The following is a 2,102-nucleotide window of genomic DNA, read 5'->3' on the forward strand; positions in this document are numbered from 1 at the left end:
GCTGGGAGGCGGGCGGGCCGGGAGACGATGTCGTCGTGGTCGCAAACTTTGCCGACCGAAGCTACGCCGACTACCGCATCGGGCTGCCGCGCGCCGGGCGCTGGCGTGTGCGGTTCAACAGCGACTGGGCCGGCTACAGCAATGTCTTCACCAACCATCCCAGCCTCGATCTTGTGGCGACAGGACAGAGTGCCGACGGGATGGCCTTCTCCGGCACGGTCGGGCTTGGTCCCTACGCGGCACTGATCCTGTCGCAGGATCGCTGACCCCTCAGTGGCCCGTGATTCACGCCCTCTGGCGGTCCCGCCTCGGGCGACCACGGGCTAGGGGCTGATCAGCGTCTCTTTGCGGTTGATCACAAAGGCCTCGTGGCGCTCCAGGAAATCGGCGACCACATCGGCGAACGCCTCGGGCCGGTCGGTGCTGATCTCATGCCCGGCGTCGTACACGAACATCAGATGGCAGTTCGACAGCAGCGTCTTGTAGTGCCGTCCCATCTCCGGCGGGATGACCTTCTCCGACGTGCCGAACAGCACGAGCGTCGGGGTCGCGAGGTCGTGGAGCCGCGCCTCGAGATCCGTGTCACGGTCCGGCCCACGCAAACGGCTGGTCAATACACGCTGCTTTGCCTGCACATCCGGATCGATGGGCGCCGTCGGCTCGACGCGTTCGGGATGCGCATAGAGCTGGCGGGCGATCTGTTCCTGTGTGCCCGACGGCGGTTGGTGGCCGGACGGACGAATTGCCGCTGGCGCCTCCAGCACCAATGCCTGCACGCGCTCCGGCTGCTGCAGCGCCAGCCACAGGGCGACTCGCGCGCCGAACGAGGTGGCCATGAGGTTGCAGCGCTCGATGCCGAGTGCGGTCACCGCATTGCCCATGGTCGCGCCGAGTTCGCGCAGCGTCCGTGTGCGTTCGTTCACCGGCGACAGGCCGAAGCCCGGCATCTCGAAGACAATGACGCGATGGCGCCGGCTCAGCAGCGCGTGCGCCCGCGTCAGCCGCATCCCGCCGGCGCCGTGCAGATGCACGAGCGGCACGCCCTCGCCAGCTTCCATGTAGCGGATGCGGAAACCGTCCGCCTCGACGAAGCCTTCGCTGAATGCCACGGTCAGATCTCCCGAATGCGCGGCAGCACCTTGCGCCCGAACAGCTCCAGCGAACGCAGCATCGCCTGGGTATCGCCGGTGCCGGGATCCTGCAGCGACAGGTCGAGCACACCGGCACCGATTTCCTCGCGGCAGCGGCGAATCTGTTCGATGACTCGCTCAGGGCCGCCGCAGAAGCTGATCGGCAGCACGCCGCCGACATTCGCGGGCCGCCGCTCGCCGGCAACGTTGCGCTGGTCGGCGGCCAGCAGCGCCTCACGCAACGCGGGCCGCACCGGGAACGCCGCCTGCCGGTCACGCCGGCGCAGCGTTTCCTCGGCCTCGTCATCGGTTTCGCCGAGGATCATGTTGGCGCGGTAGATGATGTCGTCCGACCCAGGCTGCCAGCCGTACTCGGCGCAGCGCTCGCGATAGTGGCGCGTCGCCTGCGCCATCAGCTCGAACGTGCCGTAGGAAACGCCGAGGCCGATACGGTGACGCGCGGCGAACTCGCCGGCCTCGGCGCTGGTGCCGAGGGCGTAGATCGGCGGGGGCGGATGCTGCAGGCGCGGCCAGATCGAGACGGTGCGGTACTGGAAGTGGCGGCCCTGCCAGCCGAACGGCTGCGGCTCGGTCCACGCCTTCAGGATCAGCTCCATCCCTTCGTCGGTACGCGCGCGCGCCTCCCGTGGATTGAGGTCGTAGCTGAGGTATTCGTTGGTGGTGCCGCGCAGCATGCCGGCAACGATGCGGCCCGGCGCCAGGGTATCGAGCATCGCCATCTCCTCGGCGATGCGGATCGGATTGCTGACCGGGACGATGGGGCCAAGCATGGCGATCTTGATCCGCTCGGTGCGGGCCGCGAGCCAGGTCGCGGAGACGACCGGCGAGGGCGTCAGGATACGCGGCGAGTAGTGGTGCTCGGACACGCTGACCCAGTCGAAGCCGAGTTGTTCGACGAACCTCACCCGCTCCACCATGCCGCGCAGGGCTTCGGCGCCGACCGCGGGGTCG

General features: G+C 68.5%; 3 protein-coding genes. 1 reads left to right on the forward strand and 2 read right to left on the reverse strand.

What is annotated here, in order from left to right; translation table 11 throughout:
* Positions 1-266 (forward strand): alpha amylase C-terminal domain-containing protein (locus tag VH499_RS16705; RefSeq protein ID WP_332053875.1); only part of this gene is annotated, 266 nt, incomplete at its 5' end.
* Positions 267-323: 57 nt separating this feature from the next.
* Here the strand turns inward: VH499_RS16705 and VH499_RS16710 are convergent.
* Together VH499_RS16710 and VH499_RS16715 are read right to left on the reverse strand one after the other, a co-directional pair.
* The gene (locus tag VH499_RS16710) at positions 324-1,109 is read right to left on the reverse strand and encodes an alpha/beta fold hydrolase (protein ID WP_332053876.1); all 786 of its coding nucleotides are present in this window, start codon (positions 1,107-1,109) and stop codon (positions 324-326) included.
* Positions 1,110-1,111: 2 nt separating this feature from the next.
* Positions 1,112-2,102: LLM class flavin-dependent oxidoreductase (locus VH499_RS16715; protein WP_332053877.1), on the reverse strand; the 991-nt coding region annotated here is incomplete at its 5' end.

It is taken from the genome of Reyranella sp. (assembly GCF_036558665.1).
In the GTDB taxonomy this organism is placed as follows: domain Bacteria; phylum Pseudomonadota; class Alphaproteobacteria; order Reyranellales; family Reyranellaceae; genus Reyranella.